The 14926-nt window shown below is 63.7% G+C and carries 22 protein-coding genes and 1 tRNA gene; 9 read left to right on the top strand and 14 right to left on the bottom strand.

Translation table 11 applies throughout. From position 1 onward, the window contains the following. The first annotated feature begins 88 nt into the window (after window positions 1-88). The 3 genes from BXE_RS09725 to BXE_RS09715 all read left to right on the top strand — a co-directional run bounded on the left by BXE_RS09725 (window position 89) and on the right by BXE_RS09715 (window position 1743). A complete protein-coding gene (locus BXE_RS09725) occupies window positions 89-436 on the top strand; it encodes a hypothetical protein (RefSeq protein WP_038457990.1) in 348 nt (115 codons plus the stop codon). Between the two features lie 140 nt (window positions 437-576). Continuing rightward, window positions 577-1578 (top strand): tRNA dihydrouridine(20/20a) synthase DusA, encoded by a 1002-nt coding sequence (dusA, locus tag BXE_RS09720; protein WP_011488142.1) that lies wholly within the window; start codon window positions 577-579, stop codon window positions 1576-1578. 89 nt (window positions 1579-1667) lie between these two features. Continuing rightward, window positions 1668-1743: transfer RNA gene (locus BXE_RS09715), tRNA-His, on the top strand. Between the two features lie 104 nt (window positions 1744-1847). Here the strand turns inward: BXE_RS09715 and BXE_RS09710 are convergent. Together BXE_RS09710 and BXE_RS09705 are read right to left on the bottom strand one after the other, a co-directional pair. Beyond that, window positions 1848-2093, bottom strand: coding sequence for a hypothetical protein (locus tag BXE_RS09710; protein WP_011488141.1), 246 nt, complete (start codon window positions 2091-2093; stop codon window positions 1848-1850). A gap of 164 nt (window positions 2094-2257) precedes the next feature. Continuing rightward, window positions 2258-2482 (bottom strand): hypothetical protein, encoded by a 225-nt coding sequence (locus BXE_RS09705; RefSeq protein ID WP_038457992.1) that lies wholly within the window; start codon window positions 2480-2482, stop codon window positions 2258-2260. Window positions 2483-2797: 315 nt separating this feature from the next. Here BXE_RS09705 and BXE_RS09700 point away from each other — a divergent pair, with 315 nt between their 5' ends. Beyond that, complete coding sequence (locus BXE_RS09700; RefSeq protein WP_011488139.1) at window positions 2798-3064, top strand: hypothetical protein; 267 nt, start codon at window positions 2798-2800, stop codon at window positions 3062-3064. Window positions 3065-3264: 200 nt separating this feature from the next. On the opposite strand, the gene BXE_RS09695 is transcribed toward BXE_RS09700, so the two are convergent. Next, the gene (locus BXE_RS09695; protein ID WP_011488138.1) at window positions 3265-3507 is read right to left on the bottom strand and encodes a DUF6566 family protein; all 243 of its coding nucleotides are present in this window, start codon (window positions 3505-3507) and stop codon (window positions 3265-3267) included. 111 nt (window positions 3508-3618) lie between these two features. After that, entirely contained in the window at window positions 3619-3816 is a 198-nt protein-coding gene (locus BXE_RS09690; protein WP_038456279.1) for a hypothetical protein, read from the bottom strand. Window positions 3817-3979: 163 nt separating this feature from the next. Between BXE_RS09690 and BXE_RS09685 the strand changes: the two genes are divergently transcribed. After that, window positions 3980-4285 carry a hypothetical protein gene (locus BXE_RS09685; RefSeq protein WP_038456281.1) on the top strand — a complete coding sequence of 102 codons (306 nt, stop codon included), beginning with the start codon at window positions 3980-3982 and terminating at the stop codon, window positions 4283-4285. A gap of 8 nt (window positions 4286-4293) precedes the next feature. On the opposite strand, the gene BXE_RS09680 is transcribed toward BXE_RS09685, so the two are convergent. From BXE_RS09680 to ssuD, 4 genes are read right to left on the bottom strand one after another with little or no spacing between them, the layout of a single operon-like run. Continuing rightward, the gene (locus BXE_RS09680) at window positions 4294-4509 is read right to left on the bottom strand and encodes a TOBE domain-containing protein (RefSeq protein WP_011488137.1); all 216 of its coding nucleotides are present in this window, start codon (window positions 4507-4509) and stop codon (window positions 4294-4296) included. 47 nt (window positions 4510-4556) lie between these two features. Beyond that, window positions 4557-5579: an ATP-binding cassette domain-containing protein gene (locus tag BXE_RS09675; protein ID WP_038456285.1), complete on the bottom strand. Its 1023-nt coding sequence runs from the start codon at window positions 5577-5579 to the stop codon at window positions 4557-4559. Further along, window positions 5576-6418 carry an aliphatic sulfonate ABC transporter permease SsuC gene (gene ssuC, locus BXE_RS09670; RefSeq protein ID WP_011488135.1) on the bottom strand — a complete coding sequence of 281 codons (843 nt, stop codon included), beginning with the start codon at window positions 6416-6418 and terminating at the stop codon, window positions 5576-5578. The genes BXE_RS09675 and ssuC overlap by 4 nt, the downstream gene beginning before the upstream one ends. A 55-nt stretch (window positions 6419-6473) precedes the next feature. Then, window positions 6474-7634, bottom strand: a complete 1161-nt coding sequence (gene ssuD, locus BXE_RS09665; protein ID WP_011488134.1) for an FMNH2-dependent alkanesulfonate monooxygenase — start codon at window positions 7632-7634, stop codon at window positions 6474-6476. A gap of 603 nt (window positions 7635-8237) precedes the next feature. Here ssuD and BXE_RS09660 point away from each other — a divergent pair. Beyond that, complete coding sequence (locus BXE_RS09660; protein ID WP_038457998.1) at window positions 8238-8663, top strand: hypothetical protein; 426 nt, start codon at window positions 8238-8240, stop codon at window positions 8661-8663. Window positions 8664-8708: 45 nt separating this feature from the next. On the opposite strand, the gene BXE_RS09655 is transcribed toward BXE_RS09660, so the two are convergent. Then, window positions 8709-9839, bottom strand: a complete 1131-nt coding sequence (locus BXE_RS09655) for an enoyl-CoA hydratase/isomerase family protein (RefSeq protein ID WP_011488132.1) — start codon at window positions 9837-9839, stop codon at window positions 8709-8711. 46 nt (window positions 9840-9885) lie between these two features. Next, the gene (locus tag BXE_RS09650) at window positions 9886-10878 is read right to left on the bottom strand and encodes a TetR/AcrR family transcriptional regulator (RefSeq protein ID WP_038458000.1); all 993 of its coding nucleotides are present in this window, start codon (window positions 10876-10878) and stop codon (window positions 9886-9888) included. Between the two features lie 143 nt (window positions 10879-11021). Between BXE_RS09650 and BXE_RS09645 the strand changes: the two genes are divergently transcribed. Further along, the gene (locus BXE_RS09645; protein WP_011488130.1) at window positions 11022-12020 is read left to right on the top strand and encodes an NAD-dependent epimerase/dehydratase family protein; all 999 of its coding nucleotides are present in this window, start codon (window positions 11022-11024) and stop codon (window positions 12018-12020) included. Window positions 12021-12193: 173 nt separating this feature from the next. Here the strand turns inward: BXE_RS09645 and BXE_RS47190 are convergent, their stop codons facing one another. Together BXE_RS47190 and BXE_RS09635 are read right to left on the bottom strand one after the other, a co-directional pair. After that, window positions 12194-12655: a DUF1488 domain-containing protein gene (locus tag BXE_RS47190; RefSeq protein WP_011488129.1), complete on the bottom strand. Its 462-nt coding sequence runs from the start codon at window positions 12653-12655 to the stop codon at window positions 12194-12196. Then, window positions 12655-12942 (bottom strand): hypothetical protein, encoded by a 288-nt coding sequence (locus tag BXE_RS09635; protein ID WP_011488128.1) that lies wholly within the window; start codon window positions 12940-12942, stop codon window positions 12655-12657. The genes BXE_RS47190 and BXE_RS09635 overlap by 1 nt, the downstream gene beginning before the upstream one ends. A 293-nt stretch (window positions 12943-13235) precedes the next feature. Here BXE_RS09635 and BXE_RS09630 point away from each other — a divergent pair, with 293 nt between their 5' ends. Together BXE_RS09630 and BXE_RS09625 are read left to right on the top strand one after the other, a co-directional pair. Beyond that, the gene (locus tag BXE_RS09630; protein WP_011488127.1) at window positions 13236-13427 is read left to right on the top strand and encodes a hypothetical protein; all 192 of its coding nucleotides are present in this window, start codon (window positions 13236-13238) and stop codon (window positions 13425-13427) included. A 75-nt stretch (window positions 13428-13502) separates the two neighbouring features. After that, a complete protein-coding gene (locus BXE_RS09625) occupies window positions 13503-13892 on the top strand; it encodes a hypothetical protein (RefSeq protein ID WP_011488126.1) in 390 nt (129 codons plus the stop codon). 39 nt (window positions 13893-13931) lie between these two features. Here BXE_RS09625 and BXE_RS09620 read toward each other — a convergent pair whose 3' ends face one another. Further along, window positions 13932-14264: a DMT family transporter gene (locus BXE_RS09620; RefSeq protein ID WP_407668616.1), complete on the bottom strand. Its 333-nt coding sequence runs from the start codon at window positions 14262-14264 to the stop codon at window positions 13932-13934. 10 nt (window positions 14265-14274) lie between these two features. Next, window positions 14275-14772: a heme-degrading domain-containing protein gene (locus BXE_RS09615; protein WP_011488124.1), complete on the bottom strand. Its 498-nt coding sequence runs from the start codon at window positions 14770-14772 to the stop codon at window positions 14275-14277. Window positions 14773-14926: the final 154 nt, after the last annotated feature.

Below are 14926 nucleotides of genomic sequence, written 5' to 3'. Positions count from 1 at the left end.
ATCGCGCGCAGCCCGTAATGTGCGGACACAAATGCTGCTGAACTACTGCGCGTGCGTCTTTTCTCAATCTGATGCGAAGGAGAAAATCGTGAGCAGGCTCATTGCATCGATGGCGCTGTTGGCGGTGATGGCCAGTCTGACCGGATGCGTGGTTGCACCGGCATACGACTATGGCTACGCGCAACCTTATTACCCCGGCTACGGCTACGCTTACGGACCACCGTATGCGCCGGTTTACGGCAGCGTCGGCATCTATGGCGGCTGGGGTAGCTCCTGCTGTTATTACCACGGCGGCTACTGGCACGGCGGTCATGGGTGGCATGGCGGAAACGGAGGGCATGGCGGCGGCTGGCATGGCGGAGGTTACGGCGGCTACCACGGCGGCGGGAGTTCGTGGGGCAGCAGCGGCGGTCACGGCGGAGGACACGGACATTGACGTGGTCCGCCTGTGACTCTCGGGCGGGTGATTGCACGGCGCCTGGTTGAGATCGCTCGCGAGCATCCCGTCAGGGCGTCAAGGCGATTTCACGCGTTGCGGTAAAATCGGTGTTTTGAATCCAGCCGTCTGGCCGCCCCATGTCGTCACCTCGAATTCCCAGTCCGCGCCGCGTCTCGGTTGCACCCATGATGGACTGGACCGATCGTCATTGCCGTTCCCTGCATCGCGTGATCTCCCGCCATACGTGGCTCTACACGGAAATGGTGACCACCGGCGCGCTGTTGCATGGCGACGTGCCGCGCCATCTCGCGTTCACGCCCGTAGAAGCGCCGGTCGCCCTGCAACTCGGCGGCAGCGAACCCGACGACCTCGCGCGCTCGGCAAAGCTCGGCGAGCAATGGGGTTACGACGAAATCAATCTGAACTGCGGTTGCCCATCCGAGCGCGTGCAACGCGGCGCATTCGGCGCGTGCCTGATGAACGAGCCGCAACTCGTCGCCGATTGCGTGAAGGCCATGCGCGATGCGGTATCCGTGCCGGTGACGGTGAAGCACCGCATCGGCGTCGATGCGGTCGAGGAATACGGTTTCGTGCGCGATTTCGTCGGCACGATTGCGGATGCCGGCTGCAATGTGTTCATCGTGCATGCGCGCAACGCGATTCTCAAGGGTTTGAGCCCGAAGGAAAATCGCGAGATTCCGCCGCTCAAATACGACTACGCGTATCAGTTGAAGCGCGACTTCCCGCATCTGGAGATCATCATCAACGGCGGCATCAAGACGCTCGATGAAGTGGAGACCCATCTTCAACATGTCGACGGTGTCATGCTCGGACGCGAGGCGTATCACAACCCGTATCTGCTGGCCGGTGTCGATGCCCGCTTCTATGGTTCGGCAGACACGCCGCTGACTCGCGAGCAGGTCGAAGCGAAGCTGATCGACTATTGCGCCGCTGAAATGGCACGCGGTACTTATCTCGGCGCCATTACGCGCCATGCGCTCGGCCTCTATCGTGGCGAAGCGGGTGCACGTGGATGGCGCCGTGTGCTGTCGGATAGCAAACGCCTCGCCGCGCGCGATCTGAGCATCTTCGACGAAGCAAGGCAGCATCTGCGCGAGCCCGTCGAAATTTTTGAATAAAGGACTAGGCAAACGAGATTCTTGTTCGTATAATCTCGTTTCTTCATCGGCGAGCCAAGTTTTTACGGCGAGTCAAGCAGATGTCAGTGGTGGCTGTAGCTCAGTTGGTAGAGTCCAGGATTGTGATTCCTGTTGTCGTGGGTTCGAGCCCCATCAGCCACCCCAAAGAATTCAAGCGGTAAAGTTTTATGAACGGCGTTGTGAGAAATCACTGCGCCGTTTTTGTTTTGGCTGTACGGTTTTCAACCCACTTCAGCTTTCAACTCGCTTCAGTGCGCCGCGCCGGAAAGGTTAGTTCCGCCCTCATCCGTTTCAGCCGAAAGCCGTCCCGTGTTGCGCAGGGCCGATAGCACATCCTCGATTCGCGCGTCTTCGAGCAGGCGCCGGCCGGCGCGCAGGCGTCGTGCGTTCGTCAAATCAATGGCACGCTGCAAATCGGAAGTTTCAGCGGCGATATACACGGCCATTCCGTAGCCGTATCGATCGGCGAGTGTGTAGTCGAAGAAGTATTTCATGCTTCCGTTTTCGGCAGCCGCACCGAAAACTTTATAGCGAGGCCGTCAACGCTTCTGATCGCGCCTGTGGCGTGGCGTCCTTCCCGATACCGTTAATCGCCTGGCGCCCTGCTATTGCTATAACGCCACGCATGGCACCTTCGCCGGAATGAGTCCGCCGCCGGTCAGTGCTGACTCGCATTCAGCAACATCCATATCTGCTTGTGAGACTCACCCGCCAGAATGCGAGCGAACACGGCCTTACAGCGTACGCAGGTGTAGTGCTCCTCCGCCCGCACATCCTTTTCCGCACCTCGGTTGTTCAGCTTCAGCCGGTCGTGCGGGCCTTTGCTGGCCGGCTGGCCGTAAAGATCGGCACAAGCGGCGCACGGTTGAATCCATAGGTCCATCAGAGTGCTCTCCCAAGCCACGGATTCAGATCGATATTCGCTGGAATCACGCTCCATCCGCCGCTTTTAACCCCACCGTGATCCGGGCCTTTAATCCCGTGAAACCCTTGTCACACGGGGTCGGACCGTCGCTCAGGCTTGTCCCGCCTACTTCAAGCCGATTATTTCAGAATCAAGAACAGTAATTTCAGATTATCGGCACAAATTCCCGATAGTAGGGGTATACACTGCTTTCTATCGACGTTGCAGACACACCTCACCGGCTCCTGCGACGCCTTCCTTGAAATGAAGTCGAAACGTTCCCGGAGTTACATCATGAAGACCAAGCTCATCGCCGCCCTGCTGGTTGCTGTTTGTGCCTCGATCGCCGCGCCCGCTTTTGCTAGCGGTTACGGCCCGGCACCGTTCTACCGTCCGTCGGTCGGCGCACCGGCTTCGCAACAAGGCCAGAACGCACAAACCGTCGCAGCTGAACGCGCCAACGCTGAATCGAATGCCTACGGCGGCGTGAAGAACGTGTCGTCGCAATCGGGCGCCAAAGAGCCGGTTTCGGGTCCGCAATCGGTTTTCTTCGGCCACTAAGCAGTTGCCGTCGAACCGGCTGCCTCACGAGGGCAACCGGTCAACTGGGCGCCGCGCATGCAGTATCGATGCCGGCGCCCAGTTGCGTTTACCCGTTCCACAACCGTTCCGCTGAGTCTGCACGGCCAGCCATTGCGCCTGGCGCGCTGCTCATTGTCACCGCTTCGCGGCTGCGCGGCGGCTTATTTCTCTTCGCGCCGCTAAACGGCAAGGCCCGCGTCGATCACTGCGCGCGCTGCCTCGAAACCCGCCTCGGCGGCGGCATGCTCGGTTGACCATAGGCTTTCGATATGCACGAGCCGCCAGTCGACCACCACCACGTCGTCGCGCAGCACCCGAAAATGCGCCTTGACGCCCGTCAGCACCTGTTCGACGGCGACCTCGATGTCAAAGTCCTGATAGCGCTCCTGATAGTCCCCCATGTCGAGGCCTTTCGGCTCCATGTTCGCCTCCGTGATATTGCCGCGAATATGACGGCCGGACTCGCCCGGCGAGCACGCTCGGCGGCTCGCGAAGTGACGCGGCCTGGCCACCAGAGCGGCCTGCCTCGACTATCAATCGCAATCGCCCGACAGGTATTGCCGGCCGTTGCAGGTAATCTCGACGTCGCCGCCGCTCGCTTCGGCAACCAGTCCGCTCGCCAGCAATTCGGCGGCAACCGACTGCGCCAGCTCGGGCGGCTGCTGTCCGACGCCGACATCGTTCAGACGCCGCAGGGCTTCAACCGCTTCGGGACTCAATGACTTCGACATGGCCGTCTCCGTCTACATGCTCAATTCATCCTAGCAAGTTTCGGGGGCGTATGCAGGCCACGTACAGGCGGGCGCGTCGAGGCACGCGGGTTGCGTAGCGGGAGTCATCCCATCAGCGTGACGGCGGCGAAACCGGCAGGTGGCGTCGCCAAGGAGAACGGCAATGGAGCGAAACAGATGGACAGTGCTGACAGCGAGTGCCGCGCTGGCGATAGTCGGCATGAGCGGCACCGCGACATTCGCACAAACCGCGAAACCGGGACAGGCGCGGCAGGCAGAACAACCCACGCAAAAAACGGCGCAGACCGCAGCGCCGGGCGACAATTCATCAATGGTCAAACCGCCCGAGTCCGCTTCGGGCTCAAGCGGATCGGGCAATCCCGACAACATGCCGATCAAGCGTCCGCGCAAGCCGACCAACGACAGGATGATGCACGAGCCGCCCGCGAGCGGCGCGAACGCGAAATAAGACGGCCCTCACAGGCGCGCGATCGATACCTCCGTCGACTTCACCAGCGCGACCACTTCCGAGCCGACCTTCAGATCGAGTTCGTCGACGGAGCGCGTGGTGATCACCGAGGTGACGATACCGAACGGCGTATCCACATCGACTTCGGACACCACAGGTCCGCGGATGATTTCCTTGACCTTGCCTTTGAACTGATTGCGTACGTTGATTGCGGAAATGCTCATATCGGGTAGCTCCAGAGAAGCGATTGAGAACAGTCAGTCAAGGAATGTCAGACGGCCCAGCGGACGTCTGTCGGCCGCCTCGCGCGGCCTTCGTCACGTGCGTCGTACGCACCATCGGACAACGCGTCGTCATTCGGCGCCGTCTTCAGTACGCGCTGCAACACATGCTCTTCGAGCGCGGCGAAACCGGCCGACGCGCGCGCCCGCGGACGCGCCAGCGGCACCGGCTGATCGAGCGCGATGCGCCCTTCTTCGATCAGCAGAATCCGGTCGCCGAGCGCCACGGCTTCATGCACGTCGTGCGTGACCAGCAGCGCGGTGAATCGATGTTCGCGCCACAGCCGTTCGATCAACGCGTGCATTTCGATGCGCGTCAACGCATCGAGCGCACCGAGCGGTTCATCGAGCAGCAGCAATTGCGGCCGATGCACGAGCGCCCGCGCGAGCGCCACGCGCTGACGCTGACCGCCGGAAAGCTGCGCGGGCCAGTCGTTGGCGCGCTCCAGCAGGCCGACTTCGGCGAGCACGGCGCGGGCGTCCTCGCGCGCGCTGCGGCCAAGGCCCAGCATCACGTTTTGCAGCACGCTCTTCCAGGGCAACAGACGCGCGTCCTGAAACATGATGCGGGTGTCGAGCGGGCCGCCCTCTTCGTTGCGCTTTTCGAGCACGCCCGAGGTAGCCTTTTCCAGACCGGCGACGAGCCGCAGCAAGGTGGATTTCCCGCAGCCGCTGCGGCCGACTATCGCCACGAAGCTGCCGCGCTCGATCGACAGATCGAAACCGGACAGCACCTCGCGTTCGCCGTACCGCTTGCCGACGCCGCGCAACTGCACCGAATAATCCGCGGCGCGGCGGCCGTCGTCGCGTGCCAGTGCGCCGGCCGGCGGTTGCGCATCACCGCGCGCATGACCCTGCGCAGCGACGCGGGCATGATGATGCGTGGCTTCGGCATGCTCCAGATCCGCGGCTTCGTTCGCGTCGTGATCGACGGTGCGCGCTTGCGCCAGTTCGGCTTCGAGATCGCTGCCGGCAATCCCGCCGAACGACGCCGACCATGTCGTCGCGCTCATGGCTTCGCTCCTCGCTGATAGGCCGGGTGCCAGCGCAGCGAGACGCGCTCGAGACTCTTGGCCAGCACGTCGGCGAGCTTGCCGAGCGCCGCGTAGAGCAGAATGCCGACCACCACCACGTCGGTTTGCAGAAACTCGCGCGCGTTCATCGTCATGTAGCCGATGCCCGATTGCGCGGAAATGGTCTCGGCGACGATCAGCGTGACCCACATCAGCCCGAACGCGAAGCGCACGCCGACCAGGATCGACGGCAACGCGCCCGGCAGAATCACATGCCGGTACAGCGCGAAACCTCTCACGCCATAACTGCGCGCCATTTCGATCAGATTGGCATCGACCGAACGGATGCCGTGGAAAGTGTTCACATAGATCGGGAAAAACACGCCCAGCGCGACGAGAAACACCTTCGCTTCCTCCTCGATGCCGAACCACAGGATCACGAGTGGAATCATCGCGAGCGCCGGGATGTTGCGGACCATTTGCACGGTCGAATCGAGCACGATCTCGGCGGGTTTAAACAGACCCGTGGCGAGCCCGAGCACGAGCCCGATGCCGCCGCCGATCGCGAAACCCGACACCGCGCGCCACGTGCTGACCTTCACGTCCGCCCACATTTCACCGGACTGGATCAGCGACCACGCGGCCTTCACCACCGCGAGCGGTTCGGGCAGCACGCGCGTGGACAGCACGCCGCTCCTCGCGGCGAATTCCCACACCAGCAGAATCGCGAGCGGCGCAAGCCACGGCGCGAGATGCGCGCCGATCCGGCGCAACGTGTTCGAACCCGCGCCGGACTCAGCGCTTTCGTCCCGATCCGTGCTTACAGTGGATTGAGCCATGCTTGCCTTCCTCATTGCCTGTCGATGATCGTGCATGCCGTTGGCAGCACTGCACTCAGCTCGAACTGGCCGCCTTCGGCAGATAGTTGTTGCCGACGATCTCGCCGAACGGACCCGACAGCGGCCCATTCGAAACCTTGTTCAACCGGTTCGGCAGCAGCGGAAACACCAGTTCGGCGAAACGATACGACTCTTCCAGATGCGGATAACCCGACAGAATGAAGGTCTCGATACCGAGGTCCGTGTATTCCTTCATGAGCGCCGCCACCTGTTCCGGATTGCCGACCAGCGCCGTGCCCGCTCCGCCGCGCACGAGGCCCACGCCCGCCCACAGGTGCGGATAGACCTCGAGCTCCGCGCGGCCGCCGCGCTTGCCGCCGTGCAGCGCGGCCATGCGGCGCTGCCCTTCGGAGTCCATCTTCGAGAACGAGGCCTGGGCACGCGCGACGGTTTCGTCGTCGAGCTTGCTGATCAGCTTGTCGGCGGCGCCCCACGCTTCTTCTTCGGTCTCGCGCACGATCACGTGCAGACGAATCCCGAACCTGATCTGGCGGCCACGCGCCTCGGCGCGCGCGCGAATGTCGGCGATCTTCTTCGCCACTGCGGCGGGCGGCTCGCCCCACGTCAGATAGGTGTCGATATGCTCGCCCGCCATGTCGTGCGCAGCCGGCGACGAACCGCCGAACCACAGCGGCGGATGCGGGTGCTGCACGGGCGGATACAACGCCTTGCCGCCCTTCGAGCTCAGATGCTTGCCTTCGAAGTCGATCGCGTCGTTGGTATGCGCGGCGGTGAGCAGCTTGCGCCAGATGTGCAGGAATTCGTCGGTGATTTCGTAGCGCGTGTCGTGATCGACGAACACGCCATCGCCTTCCAGTTCCGCCGCATCGCCGCCGGTCACGACGTTGATCAGGAGACGCCCGTTCGACAGACGGTCGAACGTCGCCGCCATGCGCGCGGCCAGTCCCGGCGACGAGATGCCCGGGCGGATCGCCACCAGGAACTTCAGCCGTCTGGTCGCGGCGATCAGGCTCGACGCGACCACCCACGCGTCTTCGCATGAACGGCCCGTCGGCAGCAGCACGCCCTCGTAGCCGAGCGTATCGGCGGCGACGGCGATCTGCTGGAAGTAGTCGTAATCGGCTGCGCGTGCGCCTTGGGACGTACCGAGATAGCGGCTGTCGCCGTGAGTCGGAATGAACCAGAACACATTCATTTGCTGCTCCTGCATGGTCGAAACTGGATTGAATGGAAACGGTGCGTCGAGTGCCGGCGCGCACGCGGCCGCGCGCATCCATCTGGCACACAGCCGGACGGTGCATCGCAAGGAGGCGGAAGAAACGCGGTAGCGGCGCTGGCTAGCGGCGGCAGCGGACCCGCCGGCGCGCGTGCGCCAGGTGGCAGGTAAAGATCGGCATCAGGCAGGACATCGCAACGGCTTCCCTCGACCAAACGTGCGCGTCATGCGCTCGATTAAACAGCGACGGCGGCAAACGCCGTCTGTATGGAGAAACAGTCTATGGATTGGGCTGTCGCTTTTGAACGATTTTTTTTAGCTTAGGTTTTCCACTTTCGTGATTAGCCCGACGCTAAAGCATACGGATCCTGCGCATTACGCACGCGCGCAAGTGCGTGCACCTCGGCGTGCACCTCGCGAATAAATGCCGGGCCGCGCCAGGTTTTGCGCCCGTTTTGCGCCCTATCCGGAGCCTGGCGTAAAGCGACAGGTCGGGGGGCGCTCTATATAATGGCGCACGTTTCCAATAACCCGGTGCAGGCCACGCGACAGCACGCCGCCTGTACCCTGGCGGTGCAATGCATGCAAAAACTCATCCTGCCGTTCGTCGCCGGTTTTCTGGCTTCCCTGTTCTTTCACGAATCGACGCTGGCGTTGCTGCATGCAGCCGGGATGATCGACCCGAGCGGTTTTTCGACCGCGCCGTTTTTACCGTTCGGGCTGCCTGAGTTCATCGCCAACGCGATCTGGAGCGCGTTCTGGGCCGCGTTGATGGCCTGGCTCCTGCGCGTCGCGCCGCATCGGCGTGCGCCGTGGGTGCCGGCCTTCGTGTTCGGCGGCATTGCCTTGACGGCGGCGGGCGTGTTCGTCGTCGATCCGTTGCGCGGCATCTGGCCGAGCGGCAACATGCTGCCGCGCCTCGCGGTGGGTTTCGCGGCGAATGCCATGTGGGGCTGGGGCGCGCTGGTGTTCATGCGCGCGTTCATGGCGAGCGAAGAGGAAGAATGAACGCGCGCAAGCCGGCGCAGTTTCCCGCTGTGCCGGGCTTGGAGCCTAACCGCGCAAATCCCGCAACGGGTGTTCGCTGGCCGGCCACGGACTCTCGAACATCTTCCCGACCTCGGCGGCGCTCACGTCTTCAATGCGCGCAAAGCGCCAGCGCGGCGCGTTGTCCTTGTCGATGATGCGCGCGCGAATGCCTTCGATCGTGTCGCCATGCAGAAAGCTCGAACGTGTCAGATCGAGGTCGCAGCGCAGCACGTCCGCCATTGAACCCTCGGCACGCGTCACCACTTCCAGCGACACCGCCATCGACAACGGCGAACGTTCGCGCAAGATCGCGATCATCTGTTCGGCCCAATCGGCGGCCTCGCCGTTGCGCTCGCTTTCGAGCGAGGCGAGAATCCGCGCGACATCGGGTAACGCGAAGTGGCGGTCGATCAGCGCACGCGCGTTCGCCAGCAACGACGCCTCGGGCCGCGGCACGACCTGGTGCGCCAGCGCCTCACGTTCGATGCACGCTACCACGTCAGCGCCTCGCTCGAACAGCTCGCTGCGCAGCGTATCGACGAGCGCGGGCAATGCCGCGTCCTCGATGTAGGTGTCGGCCAGACCCGCGTAGAGCGCGTCGGCCGCGTCGATCGTCTCGCCGGTCACGGCCAGATAGCGCCCGATCGCGCCTGGCGTGCGGGCCAGAAACCAGCTCGCGCCGACATCGGGAAAGAGTCCGATGCGGGTTTCGGGCATGGCCATTCTGGTCGAGTCGGTAACGACGCGCAGGCCGCCGGTGCGATGCGCGCCCTGCGAAATACCCATGCCGCCGCCCATCACGACGCCGTTCATCAACGCGATATACGGCTTCGGATAAGTGAAGATCGCGTGATTGAGCCGGTATTCCTCGATGAAAAACGTGTCGCGCGCGTCGGGCTCGCCGCGTTGCGCCGTCTCATACAGAAAGCGGACGTCGCCGCCCGCGCAAAACGCGCGCGGGTGCTGACTGCGCACCACGACGGCGAGCACATCGGGATTTTCACGCCACTGGTCGAGCGCCGCGTGGATGGCGCGAATCATGCCAGTGGACAGCGCGTTGAGCGCTTTCGGCCGTTCCAGTTCGATGAAACCGATGCGGTTGGCTACGTAAGTCGCGACTTCGTCGCTGACGGCGGGCGAGGCGGAAATGGACATGGGGAGCTAAGCGCAACGGCGCAAAGTGAGGTGGAATTGAACGTTATCACGCACTCGCGGCTTTGCGCCTGACGGCGGGCGCGTCGACACCGGCCGTTGCCGCTTGCGCCTGCTTCTTGCCCGACGGCTGGGCGGCCGGTTTATGGTGCGGCTTCGGTTCCTGCTTCGGTTCCTGCTTCGGTTCCTGCTTCGGTTCCTGCTTCAGTTCCTGCTTCAGTTCCGGCTTCAGTTCCGACTTCAGTTCCGGCTTCAGTTCCGGCTCCGCGCTCGCCCCCGGAGATTTCTTCTTGCGCGTGCCGCCGGCAGTCCCGCCGCTCCGCGACCGCGCGGAGTTTTCCGCTGTCTGCGACGCACCCAGCCAGGTATCCAGCGCGACGGTCACGACCGTATCGAGCGATGTAGCCGGAAACACCGGACACGTGAGATTCAGTGCAACGATGCCGTGCAAGGTCGCCCAGAAGGCCTCGGCCCACACCGCCAGATCCGTCGACGCCGGCAACCCGCCAGCCGCTTTGAGTTCTTCGAGCGCGGCGATCATGATGTGCAACGCGGCCTCGCCGGGGTCGTCCTCGGGCGCGGCCGCCTCGCCGTTCGCCGCCTGCGCCGCCGCCGCGACTCCGGTGTCCTCGTCCAGCTCCGCCTTGTCCTTGCCCGCACCTCTCGCCGCGCCGCCCATTGCCGCGCCGGTATAGCTCGGATCTTCCATGAAGATCAGCCGGTATGTTTCAGGATGCGCGACGCCGAACGCCACGTAAGCCCGCCCCAGCGCCTTGAGCCGCTCCGCGGGATCGGCAATGCCCGCAAGCGGCACGAACGTCTCCAGCAGTTGTGCATAGCCTTCCGCGCACAACGCCTGCGCGATCTCGTCACGGCTCGCAAAGTGAAGGTACAGCGTGGCCGGCGAATATTCGATGGCGTCGGCGATCTTGCGCATGGAGAGCGCGGCGAATCCTTCGCGCATCACGATGCGGCGGGCGGCATCAAGGATGCGCTCGCGCAGTGCCTGTTTCTGGCGGTTCTTTCGTTCAGCGATTCCCATGACGAACATTCTCGGGTTGACAAACTGAAAAGTCAAATTAAACTGAACACCGTTCACTAAACGGTGTTCACTAAATTTCCAACCGTCATACAACGTCAGTCCATTTATGCGGCCGCGATACGGCGCCGCTTCGAGGAGTCGTCATGCAAGCCACGGGCAAAGTGGGTTTATTCGGAGCCGCGGGCGCGGCCGGTCAGAGCATTGCGGCGGCGCTCGGCGCGGCGGGCCGCGACTACCGGGTGGTGGGCCGTTCGCGCGGGCCGCTCGAGGCCGCGTTCGGCCGCGACCCGCACGCGGAGATCGTTACGTGGAATCCGGACGACCCCGCTTCGATCCGCGCGGCGGCAGAAGGCCTGCAAACGGTGATCTATCTGGTTGGCGTGCCCTACGACCAGTTTGCCGCGCACCCGCCGCTGATGGAGCGAACCCTCGCCGGCGTCACGGCGGCGGGCGTCGAGCGTTTCATTCTGATCGGCACGGTGTATCCGTACGGCCGCGCGCAGGGCAACCCGATCAGCGAAGATCATCCGCGCGAGCCGCACACGTTCAAAGGCCGGATGCGGCTCGCGCAGGAAAATCTGGTATTGGCGGCGCACGGATGTAACGGCCTCTCGACCCTCGTGTTGCGTCTACCCGACTTCTACGGCCCATGCATCGAGCGCAGCCTGCTGAACGGCGTGTTCGAAGGCGCCGCAACCGGCAAGCGCGCGCAGATGATCGGCCCGCTGGACGTCCCGCATGAATTCATCTATCTGCCGGACATCGGGCCGGTGGTCGAAAAGCTCACGCGCACGCCCGCAGCGTATGGGCGCTGGTGGCACCGTGCCGGCGCAGGCACCATCACGCAGCGCGAAGTCGCGCGGCAGGCCTACGCACTGGCGGGCCGCGCACCAAAGCTGATGGTGGCCGGCAAGACGCTGCTACGCCTGCTCGGCCTGTTCAATCCGTTGATGCGGGAACTGGTGGAGATGAACTACCTGATGACCGAACCGGTCGTGCTCGACGATTCGGCGTTGACGAAACTGATCGGCCCGATCGCCAGAACGTCTTACGAGGAAGGCATCCGCCATGCTTTCGACGCCGCGCGCGAGGCGGCAGCACCGAAGGCTGGAACAAACGGCAGCACCGCGAACGCGGTTTGATCGGGGGCGCGAAGAAGACAGACGCGCCAGTGTGCGATGAGCGGCGCTCGCGCCTCGTTACCGGCCAGCGAGCGGCCTTTTGCGCCGATGTATGCGCCGATGTATAAAAGCTCGCCCAGGCTCGCCCCGTCCGCCCGGTTCCAACGGCCGCGCTCGATTACGATCAGTTGCCATCAACCGGCCACGTTGCCCGGTGGGAAGTGGCCGCTTTTCAGCAGCACGGGCGTGCCGTTACTGATCTGCAGATGCTCGCGCGCCACCGCCTCGATGCGCCGACGCCCGGCGTCGAACGCGCGCATCCAGCCCTCCAGATCTTCGGAATAGGCGCCGAAGTGATCTTCGAGCGCTTCGACCGAGATCGCGCACGGCACGGACTCGCCGTCCACCAGCGCGGCAAACACAACGGTCAGATTGGAATCGCGGTAAGCGGGTGCGTCCGCGGGAAACCGAATTTCCATGGTCGCCTCATCAGGAAGATCCGACACGAAACCGGTGCCGGCGAGAACCGGCCGGCCCCGGACAACGTCGATATGGTACTCGCGCGGCCGGACCGCGGTCCAGCCTGCCGCAGCGCTTTCGTCAGCAGTTTTGCCGGTGCGCCAGGCGACGCCCTTTTCTCCTTGACGCGCCGCCATCAACTGCCTCCCAGCAGGCGGTCGACGTAGTCGCGCGCCGCCTGCTCGACGAACACGAGCGCCTCCTCTTCGCTGCCGAAGCGCTGCCCGTCGCCGAGTTCGAGCAGCGTTTCCATCCGATGAGGATCGTCCGGGCCATGTTCCGCGAGGCTCACCGAGCCGACGTAAGTGCCGCTCGCGCCGCCGGCCAATGTGGCCGATGGAGCCGGTGTATCGACCGCCGGTACGAGGCGCGCGGCGGCGCTGATGTAATAACCGCGATAAGGGCCACTGACCCGTTCAGCCATATTCGTTCTCCTCGTTGCAATTCGAGTTCATGGGCGAACGCCGCGTGGATCTGCACCCGACAGCCCCCCTGCGTCGACCTCCGTTGGCCCTCGCGCACATGCCCGATGTGCCGCACGCACGTCGGCATGCTCTAGCCAGCCAGTATGTAAGGCGCCTCGCGGGCCGATTAGTTCTGTAGCGGCCAGCAACGCGATCTCTCGATCGCACTTGTTCGGCTCGCGCCGGTCGAACTGGATCATCGGCACGATCCGTGCTGCTGCCACGACGCCTTTTCCAGTTCAGCGAGCGCAATATGGGAAAATATTTTCTGCAAAACCACGAACTGCCCGAACCGGATGCGGCGAACAAATGGTTTGCCTACGCCGAAAGCCACGGCATCGACATTCCGAAAGCCATCAGCATCTGGGAAGACGCGGCCACCGAGAAAGGCGCCGAAAGCCGTCGGCTGGTCAGTGCGGCGGGCATTACGATCGAAACGCCCTGAGATCGCCGTGAATCAGCAGCCGCGCCCGGTTGGCGCGACACGTCCGAACCTCTCAATCTGAAAGGAAACATCACGATGCATTTCATGACGCAACTGCGCCGCGCCGGCCGCCTCGACCGCCTCCGAACCCGTGCGGCGCTTGCGCTGGTTCGCCGGACGTCGCTCGCGGCCGCCCTTCCCGCCGCCGTGCTGTTGGGCGTGGGCCTCGCCGGCTGCGCATCGTCAAACACCACGTCGCTGATCAACCTGCCGAACGGCCAGACCGGTTTCGCCGTGAATTGCAGCGGCGCCGACGCCGCTTCCAGCTGGGCCTCGTGCTACGTGCAGGCCGGCAAGGCATGCGGCGCGACGGGCTATGACATCGTGTCGAAAGACAATGACGAAGGCGGCACGGCGGGCGGCAGCGTCACGAACGTCGTCTCGGCCAACGTGAAGAACCGTTCGATGATCGTGCGCTGCAAATAAGAAGAAGCGAACCCGAAGCTCGTGGGTCGGCGCGAGTGCTCAGTGCGCCTGCATCTTCGAGAACATGTTCAGCACGGCGACGCCGGCAATGATCAGCCCGAGGCCGATAATGGCCGGCACGTCGGGCACCTGCCGGTACAACACCACCGCGACCAGCGTGATCAGCACGATGCCGGCGCCGGACCATACCGCATAGACGATGCCGACCGGAATACTCCTGAGCGTCAGCGACAGGCAATAGAACGCCACGCCATAGCCGAGCACCACCACCGCTGAAGGCAGTATCCGCGAGAAACCGTCCGATGCGCGCATCGCGGAGGTTGCAATCACTTCGGCCACGATGGCGATGCCTAGCAATGCGTAAGCGGGCAACCGCATCGCTTCAGGCCTTTGCAAGCGCGAGCTTGCTGTAGTCGTGGCCGAGGTGCGCGCACAGCGCTTCCACCACCAGTTCGTGATCGGCGCGTTGCGGCAAACCCGACACCGTGATCGAACCGATCACGCCCGCGCCCGCCACCGTCAGCGGAAACGCGCCGCCGTGCGACGCGTATTCCGTATTGGGCAAGCCGTGCTTGTCGGCGAGCGTGCTGCCGGCCTGCTGCATCTTCAGACCGATCGCGTACGAACTGCGGCGAAAATGCGCGACCGTATTGCCTTTGCGGCGCGCCCAATCGACGTTGTCCGGCGTGGCGCCGTCGAGCAGACTGAAGAACAGCGGCTGGCCGAAAGTGCGCACGTCGATCGCAGCGGGGATGCCACGCGCCTTGGCGACCTCATGCAGATAGGCACCGACCTGCCACGCGCGGTCGGGATCGAATTGGGGAAACACCAGGGCATGTTCCTGAGCGGCAATCACCTGCAGATCGTGAGCGATATCCATGAGGGTTCGGGGCAACGTAGGAGGTGAAGCGTACGCCGTCGTGCAGACACGGCGGCGCCGCGAAGAGAACCTGAATTCTAGCGCAGCGTCTTACGTGTGCCTTCCGGCATACGACGCGGGCAATGCGTGCGGCGACTTTGAGGAGATCGCGGCG

The sequence above is a fragment of the Paraburkholderia xenovorans LB400 genome (assembly GCF_000013645.1).
Lineage (GTDB): Bacteria > Pseudomonadota > Gammaproteobacteria > Burkholderiales > Burkholderiaceae > Paraburkholderia > Paraburkholderia xenovorans.
This window is presented reverse-complemented; position numbering and strand designations above follow the sequence as displayed.